The sequence below is a fragment of the Pseudomonas sp. SORGH_AS_0211 genome, from assembly GCF_031453455.1.
In the GTDB taxonomy this organism is placed as follows: domain Bacteria; phylum Pseudomonadota; class Gammaproteobacteria; order Pseudomonadales; family Pseudomonadaceae; genus Chryseomonas; species Chryseomonas aestiva.
Genome location: NZ_JAVIZV010000001.1, coordinates 939,418 through 954,848 on the forward strand (window position 1 = coordinate 939,418; position 15,431 = coordinate 954,848).

12 protein-coding genes and 1 pseudogene are annotated in these 15,431 nt (G+C 65.9%); 9 read left to right on the forward strand and 4 right to left on the reverse strand.

Features of this window, described 5'->3' with window-relative positions:
- Positions 1 to 21: 21 nt before the first annotated feature.
- From QE393_RS04245 to QE393_RS04260, 4 genes and pseudogenes are all read left to right on the forward strand, one after another.
- Positions 22 to 2,271, forward strand: coding sequence for an ATP-binding protein (locus QE393_RS04245; RefSeq protein WP_273809084.1), 2,250 nt, complete (start codon positions 22 to 24; stop codon positions 2,269 to 2,271).
- A gap of 8 nt (positions 2,272 to 2,279) precedes the next feature.
- Positions 2,280 to 2,741, forward strand: a complete 462-nt coding sequence (locus QE393_RS04250) for a response regulator (RefSeq protein ID WP_273809085.1) — start codon at positions 2,280 to 2,282, stop codon at positions 2,739 to 2,741.
- Positions 2,742 to 2,840: 99 nt separating this feature from the next.
- Positions 2,841 to 5,253 (forward strand): annotated as a pseudogene (locus tag QE393_RS04255) (response regulator).
- Positions 5,254 to 5,280: 27 nt separating this feature from the next.
- Complete coding sequence (locus QE393_RS04260) at positions 5,281 to 5,850, forward strand: biliverdin-producing heme oxygenase (RefSeq protein WP_273809087.1); 570 nt, start codon at positions 5,281 to 5,283, stop codon at positions 5,848 to 5,850.
- Between the two features lie 9 nt (positions 5,851 to 5,859).
- Here QE393_RS04260 and QE393_RS04265 read toward each other — a convergent pair whose 3' ends face one another.
- Complete coding sequence (locus QE393_RS04265) at positions 5,860 to 6,735, reverse strand: hypothetical protein (RefSeq protein WP_273809088.1); 876 nt, start codon at positions 6,733 to 6,735, stop codon at positions 5,860 to 5,862.
- 185 nt (positions 6,736 to 6,920) lie between these two features.
- Here QE393_RS04265 and QE393_RS04270 point away from each other — a divergent pair, with 185 nt between their 5' ends.
- The gene (locus QE393_RS04270) at positions 6,921 to 7,940 is read left to right on the forward strand and encodes a quinone-dependent dihydroorotate dehydrogenase (protein ID WP_273809089.1); all 1,020 of its coding nucleotides are present in this window, start codon (positions 6,921 to 6,923) and stop codon (positions 7,938 to 7,940) included.
- A 117-nt stretch (positions 7,941 to 8,057) separates the two neighbouring features.
- Here the strand turns inward: QE393_RS04270 and rmf are convergent, their stop codons facing one another.
- Positions 8,058 to 8,273 carry a ribosome modulation factor gene (gene rmf, locus QE393_RS04275; RefSeq protein WP_007159291.1) on the reverse strand — a complete coding sequence of 72 codons (216 nt, stop codon included), beginning with the start codon at positions 8,271 to 8,273 and terminating at the stop codon, positions 8,058 to 8,060.
- 317 nt (positions 8,274 to 8,590) lie between these two features.
- On the opposite strand from rmf, the gene rlmKL reads away from it, so the two are divergent.
- Positions 8,591 to 10,762 (forward strand): bifunctional 23S rRNA (guanine(2069)-N(7))-methyltransferase RlmK/23S rRNA (guanine(2445)-N(2))-methyltransferase RlmL, encoded by a 2,172-nt coding sequence (gene rlmKL, locus QE393_RS04280; RefSeq protein ID WP_273809090.1) that lies wholly within the window; start codon positions 8,591 to 8,593, stop codon positions 10,760 to 10,762.
- A 167-nt stretch (positions 10,763 to 10,929) separates the two neighbouring features.
- Positions 10,930 to 11,964 carry an acyltransferase gene (locus QE393_RS04285; RefSeq protein WP_273809091.1) on the forward strand — a complete coding sequence of 345 codons (1,035 nt, stop codon included), beginning with the start codon at positions 10,930 to 10,932 and terminating at the stop codon, positions 11,962 to 11,964.
- On the opposite strand, the gene QE393_RS04290 is transcribed toward QE393_RS04285, so the two are convergent.
- Complete coding sequence (locus QE393_RS04290; RefSeq protein WP_273809092.1) at positions 11,958 to 13,016, reverse strand: oxidoreductase; 1,059 nt, start codon at positions 13,014 to 13,016, stop codon at positions 11,958 to 11,960. The two genes, QE393_RS04285 and QE393_RS04290, sit on opposite strands and share 7 nt — an antisense overlap.
- Positions 13,017 to 13,097: 81 nt before the next feature.
- Positions 13,098 to 13,535 (reverse strand): HPF/RaiA family ribosome-associated protein, encoded by a 438-nt coding sequence (locus QE393_RS04295; RefSeq protein ID WP_273809093.1) that lies wholly within the window; start codon positions 13,533 to 13,535, stop codon positions 13,098 to 13,100.
- A gap of 223 nt (positions 13,536 to 13,758) precedes the next feature.
- Here QE393_RS04295 and QE393_RS04300 point away from each other — a divergent pair, with 223 nt between their 5' ends.
- Complete coding sequence (locus tag QE393_RS04300) at positions 13,759 to 14,823, forward strand: diguanylate cyclase (protein ID WP_273809094.1); 1,065 nt, start codon at positions 13,759 to 13,761, stop codon at positions 14,821 to 14,823.
- Positions 14,820 to 15,290 carry a Cys-tRNA(Pro) deacylase gene (ybaK, locus tag QE393_RS04305; RefSeq protein ID WP_273809095.1) on the forward strand — a complete coding sequence of 157 codons (471 nt, stop codon included), beginning with the start codon at positions 14,820 to 14,822 and terminating at the stop codon, positions 15,288 to 15,290. Before QE393_RS04300 ends, ybaK begins: the two co-directional genes overlap by 4 nt.
- Positions 15,291 to 15,431 lie beyond the last annotated feature (141 nt).

Genomic DNA, 15,431 nt, shown 5'->3' on the forward strand with positions numbered 1-15,431 from the left:
CGATCACACGAGGTTCCCGGTTTGGCGCTCGAGTCACCTTCCAAGACGCAGCCCGACGCTCTGGCCGATTGTGCCAATGAGCCGATCCACATTCCCGGCAGTATCCAGGAACATGGCTTCCTGTTCGCCGTGGAAGAGCCGGATCTGCGCATCGTCCAGGCCAGCGCCAACGTGCGCGAGTACCTTGGCGTCGCCGTGGAGGAGGTACTGGGTCGCACGCTTGGCGAATTGCTGCCGGAGCGCGATCTGCCGGCCATGCTCGGGGCCCTGACCCAGGAAGAACAGAATCCCATCTATCAGGGCGACGTCACCCTGGGGCCGCAGCAGCAGACCTTCGCGCTGTTCATGCATCGCTTCGGTGGGGTGCTGATCGTCGAATTCGAGGCGCCGGTGGACAGCCGGCTCGGCCTCAATACCCTCTATCCCATGGTGCGGGTGTTCATCGAGCAACTGCACCAGGCCGGAACCGTGGATGCCATCGCCACGCTCGCGGTGCGCGAAGCCAAGCGCATCTCCGGCTTCGACCACACCATGATCTATCGCTTCGACGAAGAAGGTCACGGACAGGTGCTGGCCGAGGAGTGCGATCCCGGCGTACCCAGCTATCTGGGGCTGAGATTTCCCGCCTCGGACATCCCGGCCCAGGCCCGCCGCCTGTACCTGGCCAACCGCATCCGGGTGATCGGCAATGCCTACTACCAGCCGTCGCCGCTGCAGCCGCAGACCAATCCGCTGACCGGCCAGCCGCTCGACCTCAGCTTCGCGCAGCTGCGCAGCGTATCGCCGGTGCACCTGCAGTACATGAGAAACATGGGCACCCTGGCGTCCATGTCGGTGTCCATCGTGGTCGGCGGCCGCCTCTGGGGTCTGGTGCTCTGTCACGACCGCCAGCCGCAGCGGGTATCCTTCCAGACGCGGACCGCCTGCGAGCTGTTCGGTCGGGTGCTGTCGCTGCAGATCGATGCTGCCGAGACCCACGCGGAATCCGATCGTCGGCTGGCGCTGCGTCAAGCCATGGTGCAGATGCTCTCGACCATGGCCGACCGCGACAGCGTCTGCCAGGGGCTGCTGGAATTGCCCCAGGTCTATCTGGATTTCGCCCGGGCACAGGGCGCTGCCATCATCTCCTCCGACGGCACCGAGCTGATCGGTCAGGCGCCGCCGCGCGACGTGGTGGATAGCCTGGTCGAGTGGTTGTCGGTCAACGTCAAGGATCACTACGTCACCGACAACCTGGCCAAGGACATCGCCGCGCTGCCGCAGCTGGCCCAGTATGCGGCCGGGGTGCTTGCCGTACCCATCTCCGAATTGCATTCCCATTACCTGATCTGGTTCCGCAGCGAGCTGGTGCAGGTGGTCAACTGGGCCGGGCGGCCAGCCAAGCAGGAAGGCAGCGACGGACGCCTGTCGCCCCGGCAGAGTTTCGTGCTCTGGCAGGAGACGGTCCGCGGACTGTCGCTACCCTGGTCGCCGCTCGAGCTGGAAAGCGCCATCGAATTGCGCAATGCGGTGCGCGGGATCGTCCTGCGCAAGGCCGAGGAGATGGCCGAGCTGGCCGAGGAGCTGCAACGCAGCAACAAGGAACTGGCGGCCTTCTCCTACAGCGTGTCCCACGACCTGCGTGCGCCGCTGCGCCACATCGCCGGCTATGCCGAGCTGCTGGGCGACATCGAAGGCGGCAAGCTGTCGGACCGGGGGCGGCGCTTCCTGGAAAACATCGGGTCGTCGGCGCGCTTCGCCGGCAGCCTGGTCGACAACCTGCTGAGCTTTTCGCAGATGGGGCGCGCGGCGATCCGCTATTCCGACGTCAATCTGACCGCCCTGGTGGAAGCCATTCGCGAAGAGATGGCCCCGGACTATGCCGAGCGGCAGGTGGAGTGGCACATCGGGCCCCTGCCTGTCGTCATCGCCGATGCCGCCTTCGTCCATCTCGCCTTGCGCAACCTGCTGGCCAATGCCATCAAATACAGTCGCTACGAAGAACCGGCGGTGATCGAGATCGGCACCTTGCCGAGTGATTCCGAGGACATCATCTTTGTCCGGGACAACGGTGTGGGTTTCAATATGGATTACGTGGGCAAGCTGTTCGGCGTCTTCCAGCGCCTGCACCATGCCGATGAATTCGAAGGGGTCGGCATCGGTCTGGCCAGCGTCAGACGCATCATCGAGCGTCATGACGGTCGGGTCTGGGCCGAGGGTGCCATCGGCGAGGGCGCTACCTTCTATTTCGCCCTTCCCAAGCAACGACCGTCCCCGGTACACAAAAGGTAGTTCTGTTCATGCTCAAACCCATTGTGCTGGTCGAAGACAATCCGCACGATCTGGAGCTCACCCTGGTGGCTCTGGAGCGCAGCCAGCTGGCCAACGATGTCGTGGTCCTGCGCGACGGCGCCGAGGCGGTCAGTTACCTGCTGCGCCGCGAGCCCTATGCCGAGCGCGAACCGGGCAATCCCGCCGTGATGCTGCTGGATCTCAAGCTGCCCAAGGTCGATGGCCTCGAGGTGCTGGAGCTGGTGCGCAAGACCCCGGAGCTGTGCAGCGTCCCCGTGGTCATGCTGACGTCGTCGCGGGAAGAGCCCGACCTGGAGAAGGCCTACGAGCTGGGCGTGAACGCCTATGTGGTCAAGCCGGTCGAGTTTCGCGATTTCGTCGCCGCGATCAGCGATCTCGGCGTATTCTGGGCCGTGCTCAATGAGCCGCCGCCGGGATCGCGCCGCGTCGTCAGACGCACTGGTCGCTAACGAGTGAAGATCAGTGCATCCTTATCCAGTCACCCGCGACCGGCAGATATGCGCGACCCAGCTCCACTGAGCGAACAGATCCAAGGCCGACGTCCGTTTATGCCTCTCTCGAAACAGATCAAGATCCTGCTGGTAGAGGACAGCAAGCTCGATGCCGAGCTGATCCTGATCGAGCTGGAAAGGCACGGCTTCGAGCTGCAATCCAAGATCGTCTATGAACGTACCGGTCTGACCCTGGCGCTGAGCCAGCAGACCTACGACATCATCCTTTCCGACATCATCCTGCCGGGCTTTTCCGGTGCCGAGGCCCTGCGCGTGGCGCGGGCGCTGACGCCGGAAACCCCCTTCATCTTCGTCTCGGGCATCTTTGGTGAAGTGCACGCGGTGGAGATGATGCGCCTGGGCGCCAACGACTATGTGCTCAAGCAGAGCATGGAGCTCTTGGCCAAGGCGGTCGAGCGGGCACTGCTGGTGGTGCACGAGCGCCGCGAACGGCGCCGCGCCGAAGAGGCCCTGCACAGCCTGGAAGTCAGGTCCCGCCTGGCTATGGACGCCTCCCGGCTGGGCATGTGGGAGTACCTGCCGGCCAGCCGTACGCTGGTCTGGGATGAGCGCTGCAAGGCCATGTTCGGCCTGCCGGCCGATGCGGTGGTCGATCTCGGGGTGTTCGCTCGCCTGTGCGGCAGCGATGGCCTCGAACGCTTTCTCGACACGGTCCGCCAGGCGGGCGCCGACGAGCGCGACGATGACTACCGCAGCGAATACCGCATTCGCCTCGACGATGGCGCCCAGCGCTGGGTCGAGACCCGCGGGCAACCCTTCTTCGATGCCGGCGTCTGCACCCGCTTCCTCGGCGTGATGCTCGACATCACCCAGCAGCGCGACGCCGCGGAGAAACTCGAACGACTCAACGTCAGTCTCGGCGAGCGCGTCGAGGAGCGTACCCGTGAGCGCGATCGGACCTGGGATCTCACCCGCGATCTGCTGCTGGTGTGCAAGCCCGACGGTACCCTGGTGGCGCTCAACCCGGCCTGGGAAGAAAATCTGGGCTGGTCGCGGATGGAGCTGCTCGATTCCTCGCTGCTGGCGCTGGTACATCCCGACGAGCGCTTCATCACCGACAACGAACTCAAGCAGCTGGCCACCGGTGCGACCAGTCAGCGCTTCGTCAATCGTATCCGCCACCGCGACGGCAGCTATCGCTGGATTTCCTGGACGGCGGTGCCGGATGCCGGCATGACCTATTGCTCCGGACGGGACATCTCCTCCGAAGTCCTGGCAATGGAGGAGCTCGCCGCGGCGAATCGACAGTTGCGCGAGCAGATCGACGAGCGCGAGCGGGTGGAAGGACACCCTGCAGCAGATGCAGCGCCTGGAGGCCGTGGGGCAGCTCACCGCCGGCGTGGCCCATGACTTCAACAACCTGCTCACCGTGGTGCTCAGCAGTGCCAGCTTCCTCGAGCGGGATCTGACGCGCCTCGAAGCGAGTGACAAGACCCAGGGGCGGGTGCAGAACATCCGCGAAGCGGGCGAGCGGGGCGCCAAGCTCACCGCCCAGCTGCTGGCCTTCTCCCGCCGTCAGCGTCTGGCGCCCAAGCCGGTCAAGCTCAACGAAACCGTCGAAGGCATGCTCGAACTGCTGCGCAGCACCATGGGTGGCAGCGTCTGGATCGAGACCCACCTGCGCGCCGATTGCTGGCACGCCCTAGTCGACCCGACCCAGATCGAACTCATCATCCTCAATCTGGCGATCAATGCCCGGGATGCCATGGCGGTCGGCGGCACCCTGCGGCTGAGCACCTCCAACCAGACCATCAGTGAGCCACCCCAGCGTCCGGAAGAACCCGAGCCGGGCGAGTACGTGCTGCTGGCGGTGCAGGATTCCGGCACCGGCATGAGCGAAGAGGTGCTGGCCAAGGCCTTCGAGCCCTTCTTCACCACCAAGGAGGTGGGCAAGGGCTCCGGTCTGGGCCTGGCCCAGGTGTTCGGCTTCGCCAAGCAGTCCGGCGGTGGCGTGCGCATCGAGACGCAGATGGGCAGCGGTACCACGGTGCTGGTCTATCTGCCGCGTACCGAGGCGGAAGATGCCGTGGATCCGGTCGGGTTACCGACCCCGGGTCGTGACGAGCAAGCCGCCGAGCGCCGTATCCTGCTGGTCGACGATGATCATGCGGTGCGCAACGTGACCGCCGCGCTGCTGGCGGATCTCGGCTATCAGGTGGTGGAGGCCAGCAACGGCTTCGCCGCCCTGAGCGCCCTGGAGCGCGACCCGCAGATCGATCTGCTGCTGGCCGATTTCGCCATGCCCGGCATGAATGGTGCCGAGCTGGCTCGCCAGGTGCGCAAGCGGTTGCCGCAGTTGCCGGTGGTCTTCATCACCGGCTACGCCGAACTGGGCGAACTCGACCCCGAACAGTCATTCATCGTGCCCAAGCCCTTTCGCGAGGCGGATCTGGCCGCACGGCTGCAGGCCGCCCTGCGCGGCGAGAAGCCCCAGCCTTCGCCGCTCTGAAGACCGAGGTCACTACGAGGTATTTGCGTGTCCACCATCCGTGAAATGTTGCGGGCCGAGGGCGGTGCCCTGCACCAGCAGGTCGATGCCACCTTTGGCCGCTATGCGTTGCAGACGCGACCCCATTACACCGCCTTTCTCCAGGCCCATGCCCAGGCCCTGATCGGCCTCGAGGAGTTGCTGGAGCGTTCCGGCATCCAGCGCCTGTTGCCCGACTGGGCGGAACGTCGCCGCCGCGGGGTGCTGATGGAGGATCTGCAGCGTCTGGCCGCCGACAGGCCCGAACCCGTCGTCCTCGAGCGCCTGCTCGACGAAGGCGAATGCTGGGGGGTGGCCTATGTGCTGGAGGGTTCTCGCTTGGGCTCGCGACTGCTGGATCGTCATGCCGGCGAGAGTCCGGATGAAGCGGTGCGCGACGCCCGGGCCTATCTGGGGCATGTGCCGCCCACGGGTGCCTGGCCGGGATTCCTGCAGCGACTGGACGAGGCGGGCAGCGATGCGCGGCTACACTCGGCGATGCTGGCCGGTCAGCGCCTGGCCTTCGAGGTGTTCCTGGCGGCGGGGCAGCGTCACGCGCCTGCGGTGGCTGCCTGCTGAGAGGCTAGCCTAGAACGCCTGCAGATAGCCGATCACCTCGGCGGCACCCAGGCGTTCGAGAATCTCGGCGAGGACCCGGGTGCTCGCCACTTCATTGGGTAGCAACAACCACTCCAGATCCTGACCAGGCGCGGGCAGCGGCAGGCGGGCATAGTCGAGCTTCAGCCCCAGCAGCACCTGGACGAAGTCCGGATGATTCCAGACCGCATTGGGCAGGGCATAGACCGCGAAGGCCTCCTGCAGGCGGTCGATGGCCGTCTGATCCAGGCTCAGGCACTGGATCTGCGCCGGCACTTCCACGGCGATACCACGGATGCGGGCGTAGGCGATGATGCTGGCAAAGGCGAGGGTGGTGGCCGCCTCGTTTTCCAGGAACAGCCGCGTACCCCGCCAATTGGCCTGGCGCAGGCGCAAGGGCTGCTCCGCAGAGAGATTCGGCAGGGTGCGATAGAGCGCCGCCTGGAAATCCCGATAACCGATGATCCGGACCTGCTCGCGAGCCGCAGGCAGGGCGGCCAGTTCTTCCAGCTGCACCGCCGAGTCAGGGGCGCTGTCGCCCAGCCGCTGGCAGAGGCCTTCGATGGCGCGCAGGTCCAGGGCGGCAACCTGCTGGGTATCGGCGATCACCAGCTGGCTGAGCAGGGCATGGGCGCGGCTCTTGATTTCCTGGGTCGGACCGGACAGAGCGGCGCGTGGCAGGCCAAGGAGCAGATGCAGCGGGTGGCCTTCATCCCACCAAAGACTGGCGCTGGGTGCGGGCAGGGGGAGGAAGGCATCGGCCAGGCGTTCCAGACAACGCTGGATGCGGCGGCTGGCCAGCGAGGGATGCAGATGCAAGGCCAGTGAAGACCAGGGGCTGCCCAGGAGGTTGGCACTGTTGCTCATGAGGTCTCCGGGGCGGATAGGAACTGCACGACCGATTCTAGCGTGGGACAGACCGCGTTATCGTCAAATGATTCCTGAAAGGTAGGATCTTTTGTGCGAGTGACCGTTCGGGTCCGCGGCGAGCGACGTATGGCGGGTGGCAAGCCTGTATAATGCGCGCTTTCCGAATTGCCTGTGAGTCCGCCATGTACGACGCGCTCCGTCCTCTGCTTTTCAAAATGTCTCCCGAAGGATCGCATGATCTGGCGTTGGACCTGATCGGCGCCGCGGGTCGTCTGGGCCTGACGGGCCTCGGTCGGCGGCCGGGCCGGCTGCCGGTGCAGGTCATGGGTCTGGAGTTTCCCAATCCGGTGGGCCTGGCCGCCGGACTCGACAAGAACGGCGCCGCCATCGACGGCTTTGCCGGCCTGGGCTTCGGCTTCATCGAGATCGGTACCGTGACGCCACGGCCGCAGCCGGGCAATCCCAAGCCGCGGCTGTTCCGCCTGGAGCAGGCCGACGCCATCATCAACCGCATGGGTTTCAACAATGCGGGCGTGGATGCCCTGATCGAACGGGTCAAGGCTGCCCGCTTCCAGGGCGTGCTGGGAATCAACATCGGCAAGAACGCCAGTACCCCGGTGGAACGGGCGGTGGACGACTACCTGATCGGTCTGGAGCGGGTCTATGCCCACGCCAGCTACGTCACGGTGAACGTGAGTTCGCCCAACACGCCCGGCCTGCGCAGCCTGCAATTCGGCGATGCGCTCAAGAGCCTGCTGGAAGCCCTGCGCCAGCGTCAGGAAGACCTGGCGGTGCGTCATGGCCGGCGGGTGCCCATCGCCATCAAGATCGCCCCGGACCTGACCGATGAAGAGATCGTGCTGACCGCCCAGGCGATCCGCGATGCCGGGATGGACGCCATCATCGCCACCAACACCACGCTGGGCCGGGAAGGGGTGGAGAATCTGCCCTATGCCGCCGAGGCCGGTGGCCTGTCGGGTGCTCCAGTGCGGGAGAAGAGCACCCATGTGATACGGGTGCTGGCCGCTGAGCTGGGTGGCCGGCTGCCGATCATCGCTGCGGGTGGGATCCTGTCCGGGGAAGATGCGGCGGAAAAGATCGCGGCGGGCGCCAGCCTGGTGCAGCTCTACAGCGGCTTCATCTATCGCGGACCGGCGTTGATCCGGGAAGCCGTGGATGCGATCGCCGCGGCGCGCCCCTGAGGGGAGGGGGCTCGCTGGGAGCCCCCGTGGGACCGGGTCCCTGATCCCGGGAGAGGATCTGACTGGAAAGAAACCAGAACGCTGTGGAAGCCCAGGGCTTCCGCTAGTGAAATCGAATTAGCCTACGGCTTGAAGTTGATTCATGCGTTGAAGACCGGCGGTGCCTACGTAGCCGTCCCATTGGTCGCTACGGCCCTCACGCCAGCCATTGAGCCAGGCCTGCCGGACGGCGTCCTGGGTGAAGGGGCAGAGGTCCCGCGATTTGCCCACGATGCCGTGCTGATAACCACGCTGGAAAGCTCGTTCCATTGGATCACGCTTGAGTCTTCTCATAGGGTAGTGCCCTCGTAGGTTGACTTGCAGATTGTCCATGGCCCGTTGCAGGCCTGGATGCCAGAGCCGGCGTCCCGGCATCCGCCCCGCACCTTCGCGCTGCGGGTGGTCAATTACTAACCAAAGGGGCTCTGGCTGGGAACGACCTTTTAGCTATAAGCCGTAATCAAATCGAAATGAAATGGCGATAAACCGCCGCTGGAATGCCGTCACTGCGGCTTGTTGAGACGCAGTCAAACCTTCTCGCGAGGAGCTGTCCTTGGCGGTCAATCCGACCAAAGGCAGAAAGTTCCTTGCGCTAACCTATGGATTCAATGATGTCCGCGATGCAACAACTCATCCTCACCTGTCCCAAGGGGCTCGAGACCCTGCTGCTGGAAGAGGCCCAGGGCCTCGGCCTGCAGGAAGCCCGCAGCCAGACCGCGGCGGTGCGCGGCGAGGCGAGTCTCGCGGACGCCTACCGCCTGTGCCTCTGGTCGCGTCTGGCCAACCGGGTGCTGCTGGTGCTGGCCCGTTTCCCGGTGGAGGATCCCCAGGGGCTGTACCTGGGCGTGCACGGTGTGGAATGGGAAGAACACCTGGCCCCCGACGGTACCCTGGCGGTGGGTTTCAGCGGCCAGGGCGCCGGCATCGACAACACCCATTTCGGTGCCCTCAAGGTCAAGGACGCCATCGTCGATCGCCTGCGCGAGCGCACCGGGCAGCGGCCCACGGTCGACAAGATCGCCCCGGACCTGCGTGTCCACCTGCACCTGGAGCGGGGCCAGGCCATCCTCTCGCTGGATCTTTCCGGGCAGAGTCTGCACCAGCGTGGCTATCGCCTGCAGCAGGGCGCCGCGCCGCTCAAGGAAAACCTCGCGGCCGCGGTGCTGATCCGCGCCGGCTGGCCGGCCCTGGCCGCGGCCGGCGGCGCGCTGGCCGACCCCATGTGCGGGGTGGGTACCTTTCTGGTCGAGGCTGGCCTGATGGCGGCGGACATCGCCCCCAACCTGCGCCGCGAGCGCTGGGGCTTCTCCGCCTGGCTGGGCCACGTGCCCGCGCTCTGGCAGCAGCTGCACCAGGAGGCTGAGGCGCGAGCCGCCGCCGGTCTGGCCAAGGCACCGACCTGGATCCGTGGCTACGAAGCCGATCCGCGACTGATCCAGCCGGCGCGCAACAACATCGAGCGGGCCGGGCTGTCCGAGTGGATCAAGGTCTACCAGGGCGAGGTCGCCAACTTCGAGCCGCGTCCGGACAAGGGCCAGACCGGCCTGGTGATCTGCAACCCGCCCTACGGCGAGCGCCTGGGCGATGAAGCCAGCCTGCTGTACCTCTATCAGAATCTCGGCGAGCGGCTGCGACAGGCCTGCCTGGGCTGGCGCGCGGGGGTCTTTACCGGCGCGCCCGAGCTGGGCAAGCGCATGGGCATCCGCAGCCACAAGCAATACGCCTTCTGGAACGGCGCCTTGCCCTGCAAGCTACTGATGTTCGAGGTCGAGACCCGTCAGTTCGTCACCGGCAGCCGCAACGGCGAGCGTTCGGCCACCGACCAGGCGGCGGAACCGGCCAAGCTCAGCGAAGGCGGACAGATGTTCGCCAATCGCCTGCAGAAGAATCTCAAGCAGCTCGGCAAGTGGGCGCGCAACCAGGGCGTGCAGTGCTATCGCCTCTATGACGCCGACATGCCCGAGTATGCGGTGGCCGTGGATCTCTATGGCGATCGGGTGCACGTGCAGGAATACGCGCCGCCACGCTCCATCGATCCGGACAAGGCCCAGGCGCGTCTGCTCGATGCCCTGGCGGCCATTCCCCAGGCGCTGGACATCGATCCGTCGCGGGTGGTGGTCAAGCGGCGCGAGCGGCAGAGTGGTACCAAGCAGTACGAACGCCAGGCCGCCCAGGGCGAATTCCTGCAGGTGGAAGAGGCGGGTGCCAAGCTGCTGGTCAATCTCACCGATTACCTGGATACCGGTCTGTTCCTCGATCACCGTCCTCTGCGCCTGCGGCTGCGCCAGGAAGCCCAGGGCAAGCGCTTCCTCAACCTGTTCTGCTATACCGGCGCCGCTACGGTGCAGGCTGCGGTAGGCGGGGCGCGCAGCACCACCAGCGTCGACCTGTCGCGAACCTACCTGGACTGGGCCCGGCGCAACCTGGCCCTCAACGGCTTCTCCGAGCGGCATCGCCTGGAGCAGGGCGATGTGCTGCACTGGCTGGAAAACGATCGTGGCGAATATGATCTGATCTTCGTCGATCCGCCGACCTTCTCCAACTCCAAGCGGCTGGAGGGAGTGTTCGATGTCCAGCGCGATCACGTCGCCCTGATCGACTCGGCCATGGCCCACCTGAGTCGCAATGGCGTGCTGTACTTCTCCAACAACTTCCGCAAGTTCGAACTGGACGCAGGTCTGGGCGAGCGCTATCGCGTCGAGGAGATCAGTGCCAGCACCCTGGACCCGGATTTCGCGCGCAATCCCAAGATCCATCGCGCCTGGCGATTCAGTCTGCAATGAGGCCCGCCGCCTGAACTGCCGCTGAACGGGTCGGGCATCGAGCCGTTCAGCCTGTGATCCGGCGCAATCCAGCCTTTTCCCGGCAACACCCGACCCGCCCATGCCGTCCACAATGACGGCGCGGCGCTGGGTCGTGCCTGGCGGGACGAGGAGGGAAAGGTTCTACAATGCTGGTTTCACTGCAGGCTTTAAGGGCCCTGGCCGCCTGGCTGGTGGTCTTTCATCACTTCATGCAGGTGTTCTTCGACTTCCACGCCGACAGCCTCGGCGGCCATCTGCTCTCCACCCGGGGACAGGTCGGGGTCGACATCTTCTTCGTGCTCAGCGGCTTCGTGATCCACCTGTCCACCGCCGGCCGATCGCTCAAACGCAGCACCTTCCTCTGGCACCGCATCGCCCGCATCGTCCCGGCCTATTGGCTGTACACCGCGGTGACGGCGCTGATCCTCTATCTGGCCAGCGACGTGATGCCCATCTATGGCGTCGCCGCGCGTGAATTGCTGCTCTCGCTGTTCTTCATTCCCAGCGAGAATCCCGCGGGCTTCGGCCATTATCCGATCCTGCCGGTGGGCTGGACGCTCAACTTCGAGATGCTGTTCTACCTGCTGTTCGCCCTGTCCTTTGGCGTGGCCGAGCGCTGGCGCATCGGCGTGGTCAGCCTGCTGGTGATCCTGGTCAGCCTGGTGCTGGCCCGCGAGTCCTTTGTCAGCAGCTTCTATCGCAATCCGATCATCTTCGAGTTCCTGCTGGGCGTGAGCCTGGCCGCGCTCCATCGCCGTGGCGCCCTGCGCGGACCCAGGCCGCTGGCGCTGGCGGCGGCCCTGGCGGCCCTGACCTGCCTGGTGGCCTTTCCGGCCGACCATCCCTGGCGCCTGCTGACCTGGGGCGTGCCCAGTGCGGTCCTGGTGGGCGCCTGCGTGATCCTCGAACCCTGGTTCGCCGGCTCGCGCCTGTGCCAGGCGCTGGGGGACTGGTCCTATTCGGTCTATCTGGTGCACGTCATCGTGCTCTGGCTGGGCGACTACTGGCTGCACCAGCAGTGGGGCTTCAGCCCCTACCAGACCCTGGCGGTCTGTCTGCCGGTGATCCTGCTGCTGGCCTGGGGGAGCTATGAATGGATCGAGCGACGCCTCTCCCGCACCTTGCGCCAGCTGGGCGAACGCCTGGCGGGACGGCGTCCGCAGTGGGTGGCCGGTCAGTAGGACGCGCGTTCGGCGGCGGTGAGTTCGGGCAGCAGGGCCCGACCTTCCGCCGAGGAGCGCTGGGCGATTTCCAGCAGGGCCATCAGCGCGCAGGCCTGGGCGGGAGGGACGGGATTGGCGGCGCGCCCGGCGAGGGCCTCGACCAGGGCGAGGTAGTAGCGGCGGTGATCGCCCGCTGGCGTCGGCAACGCCTGGCGTTCGCCAGCGCCCGTGATGAGCCAGCCGGAATCCGGATCCTGGCCCCAGTCGGGCCCACCGGGGCGCACGCCGGCCTTGAGCGCGTCTTCCTGACGATCCGCTCCCTGCTTGATCCAGCTGCCCGCGGTACCCTGGGCAAGAAAGCGCGGCACACCGCCAGCGGCCAGCATCCCCGCTCTCAGGGTCACCTGGCGGGTACCGTAGTCCAGTTGCACCTGGAACCAGTCGTCGGTGAGGGCGCCGGCGCGTTGCCGCACCAGCTGCGCCTGTAGGCGCTCGGGCAGGCCGAACAGGCAGAGCGCCTGATCCAGCAGGTGGGGGCCGAGGTCGAACCAGAGTCCACTGCCGGGGAGCGCCGCTTCGCGCCAGCGCGTGCGCACCTCGGGACGAAAGCGCTCGATGCGCGATTCCAGGCTGGTCAGCTCGCCCAGGGCGCCACTGGCGAGCACCGCCTGCAGCCCGATGAAATCACTGTCCCAGCGGCGATTCTGGAACACCGACAGCAACCGGCCGGCCTGTTCGGCTTCCCCAGCCAGTTGCCGGGCTTCGGCCAGGGTAACGGTAAAGGGCTTGTCGACCACCACGTGCTTGCCGGCGGCCAGGGCAGCGCTGGCGAGGGGCGCATGGGTCTGATTGGGCGAGGCGATCACCACCAGGTCGATGGCCGGATCCTGCACGGCGGCCAGGTAGTCCGCGGTGACGCGTACCCCGGGCAGGTCGGCCTGCACGCGTGCGGCATCCCGTGAGGCCACCAGCTCCAGGCTGAGTCCGGGAATCGAGCCCAGCAGGGGGCCATGGAAGGTCTGGCCGACGAAGCCGTAACCGATCAGGGCGACGCGAAAGGGCGAGGGCATGAGGCATCCTTGTGCCGGGATGGAAAAGAGCGAGGCCGCTCAGGGAGCGGCCTCGGTTGAACGCGGAAACAAGAGGTTGCCCTATTTCAACTCGTGATCGTGAGCCAGTTGCTCTCTTTCGAGAAATTCGTCCTGCCGCAGGGAGTCCTTGAATTCCTCGGAGTCCTCCAGGGCCAGGGGGTCATTGAGTTCGCCGCTGGAAAGACGCTTCTTCTCCAGTTTGCCGGACAGGTGGGTAATGGCTCGCAGCAGCTTGTCCGCCGCGCCTTCCACTGCCAGGTCGAGGGAGTCGGCCTTGTGGGTTACCGAAAGCGGCTGGTGCCCCTTGATCCGGGCCTCCATCTGGCACCGCTTGTCCTGAGCGCCCGATTTGCTGGCGTTCTCGTCGTTGAGGTGCACCTCGACGCGGGTCAGGAGTTCGTCGAAGCGATCCAGGCGGTCTTCCACCACGGACGCCACCCAATTCTGCAAACCGGCACTGCTTTCGATGTTGTGATCACTGTTGACTTGGACTTGCATGCGGCTTCCTCTTTTTGACGGGCCTGACCATTGGATGAGGCCGGTCAGGCCGAGGTTCAAGGCTGTTCGTCCGGTGTGCGTGTCACCCGATGTTTCCTTCTGGCAGTGTTGAGGCGCGTCGCAACTTTCGAAAAACGACGCTCAAGTCGCGGGTCGCTGGCGTTTTGCCCTTATCCACTGATAATGCGCGACCTCTCATCGTCCGTCGCAGTGGGGATCGTCAATGCCAGATGTGCTCACGCGTGGCCGCAGTTTTGCCCGGCGGCTCTGGCTACCCCGTGCGATAGGTCTGTTGCTCAGCCTCAGTTGCATCGTCTCGGTGCAGATCACCCAGCCGGTGTCCATCGGCCTGTGGCTCCTGCTGCTGGCCAATGCGCTGTGCTGGTCTCCGCTCGCCTACTGGCGCGCCATCCGCGCGCGCGATCCCTATCGCGCCGAGCTGGGCAATCTGCTGCTGGATTGCGGCTCGGCCGGCTTCTGGGCGGCGAGCATGGGCTTCAATCTCCTGCCCAGCGTGACCCTGCTCGCCATGACCGGTATGAACATGCTCGGCGCCGGCGGCCTGGCGTTCTGGCGCCGGGGGCTGCTCGCGCAGCTGGCGGGCATCCTGGTCGGTCTCGTGGTGCTGCGCCATCCGGTCGCCCTCGAGACCTCCACCGCGCAGATCTATGCCTGCCTGCCGATGATCGTCGCCTATCCCTGGGCCCTGGGCCTGGTGAGCTTTCGCCTGGCGCAGCAGCTGTCACGGCGCCAGCAGGAACTGGAGCTGATCAGCAAGCAGGACGGCATGACCGGTCTGCATAACCGCACCCACTGGGATCAGCTGCTGCAGCGCGAATTCGCCCGCTGCAAGCGCAGCGGCGCCGCGGCCAGCCTGGTGATGATCGATCTGGACAACTTCAAGCTGGTCAACGATCGCTTCGGTCACCAGGCCGGTGACGAGATGCTGCGGCAATTTTCCGGCCTGCTGGCCCGGACCATCCGCACCAGCGACCTGGCCGGTCGTTTTGGTGGCGATGAATTCGGTATCCTCTTGCCCGACACCTCGCCCGAGCGAGCCCTGGACCTGATTCGGCGGCTGCAGGAGCGTTTGCACGAGATGCAGGCGGGCGGCCCCGGCGATCGCCAGAACGTGCGCGTCGGGATGAGCTGCGGCATCGCCGGGTTCGACCGGGCCTACGATGACGTTGCCCACTGGCTGCAGGCCGCCGACTTCGCCCTCTACCGGGCCAAGGCGCAGGGCCGCGGGCGGGCCGAGGTGGCCGATCCCCAAGGAGTGCTGGCATGACCCCGGCGATAGAACTGCTCAAGAAAAGCCAGGTGCCCCACGAGGTGCTGAGCTACCACCATGATCCCAAGGCCGCCTCCTACGGCCTGGAAGCCGCCGAGAAACTCGGTCTGGCGCCGGCGACGGTGTTCAAGACCCTGCTGGCGGCGAGCGAGAAGCAGGAGTTGCTGGTGGCCATCGTGCCGGTCGCCGGGACCCTGGATCTCAAGGCCCTGGCCCAGGCGGCCGGCGTCAAGAAGCTGGAGATGGCCAAGCCCGACCAGGCCCAGCGCAGCACCGGTTACCTGGTGGGCGGCATCAGTCCGCTGGGGCAGAGGAAGCGACTGCGTACCTACATCGACAAGTCCGCGGCGCAGTTGCCGAGCATCCATGTCAGCGCCGGACGCCGGGGGCTGGAAGTGGCCCTGGCACCGGCGGACCTCGCCCGCTTGCTGGATGCGCCCTTCGTACCGATTGGCAAGACCTGAGAAGCGGTACATCCGTAGCCTATCGGGTAGGGTGGAAAACCGCGTAGCGTTTTCCACGCGCCATCAGGCTGGTGGTGGACAAGGCTGCGCCGTTGTCCACCCTACGATGGGTTGGTTGCCGAAATTTAGTAGGGTGGAAAA

Excerpts from the sequence above, each read along its gene's own strand:
- QE393_RS04295 (WP_273809093.1), bottom strand. The coding sequence starts at position 13,535 with ATGCAAGTCCAAGTCAACAGTGATCACAACATCGAAAGCAGTGCCGGT.
- rmf (WP_007159291.1), bottom strand. The coding sequence starts at position 8,273 with ATGAGAAGACTCAAGCGTGATCCAATGGAACGAGCTTTCCAGCGTGGT.
- ybaK (WP_273809095.1), top strand. The coding sequence starts at position 14,820 with ATGACCCCGGCGATAGAACTGCTCAAGAAAAGCCAGGTGCCCCACGAG.
- rlmKL (WP_273809090.1), top strand. The coding sequence starts at position 8,591 with ATGTCCGCGATGCAACAACTCATCCTCACCTGTCCCAAGGGGCTCGAG.
- QE393_RS04285 (WP_273809091.1), top strand. The coding sequence starts at position 10,930 with ATGCTGGTTTCACTGCAGGCTTTAAGGGCCCTGGCCGCCTGGCTGGTG.
- QE393_RS04270 (WP_273809089.1), top strand. The coding sequence starts at position 6,921 with ATGTACGACGCGCTCCGTCCTCTGCTTTTCAAAATGTCTCCCGAAGGA.
- QE393_RS04250 (WP_273809085.1), top strand. The coding sequence starts at position 2,280 with ATGCTCAAACCCATTGTGCTGGTCGAAGACAATCCGCACGATCTGGAG.
- QE393_RS04300 (WP_273809094.1), top strand. The coding sequence starts at position 13,759 with ATGCCAGATGTGCTCACGCGTGGCCGCAGTTTTGCCCGGCGGCTCTGG.
- QE393_RS04290 (WP_273809092.1), bottom strand. The coding sequence starts at position 13,016 with ATGCCCTCGCCCTTTCGCGTCGCCCTGATCGGTTACGGCTTCGTCGGC.
- QE393_RS04265 (WP_273809088.1), bottom strand. The coding sequence starts at position 6,735 with ATGAGCAACAGTGCCAACCTCCTGGGCAGCCCCTGGTCTTCACTGGCC.